1 protein-coding gene is annotated in these 229 nt (G+C 44.5%); it reads right to left on the bottom strand.

All coding sequences use genetic code 11. The features are described 5' to 3' along the window. Window positions 1-229: hypothetical protein (locus ACX9YW_RS23645; protein WP_460351261.1), on the bottom strand; the 229-nt coding region annotated here is incomplete at both ends.

The following is a 229-nucleotide window of genomic DNA, read 5'->3' as shown; positions in this document are numbered from 1 at the left end:
CATCTGCCTCTCTCTATTTTTCCCATCCAGAATCTTAGCGCATTTTACAGCCTCTTCCTCTGATGTTGTTGTAAGAAGCATAACGCCGACATTGGCTTCATCAAGCCTCCCTGCTGCATTTATCCTCGGCGCCAATGTAAAGCCGATTGTGCCTACGCTAATATCGCAACCGTCAAGATTAGAAACGCGTTTTAAAGCTGCAACACCTTTTCTATCAGCCTTTGATAAA

It is taken from the genome of Pseudoneobacillus rhizolycopersici, assembly GCF_054786815.1.
Note: the sequence above shows the minus strand (reverse complement) of the source record. Positions and strands in the feature narration are given on the sequence as shown.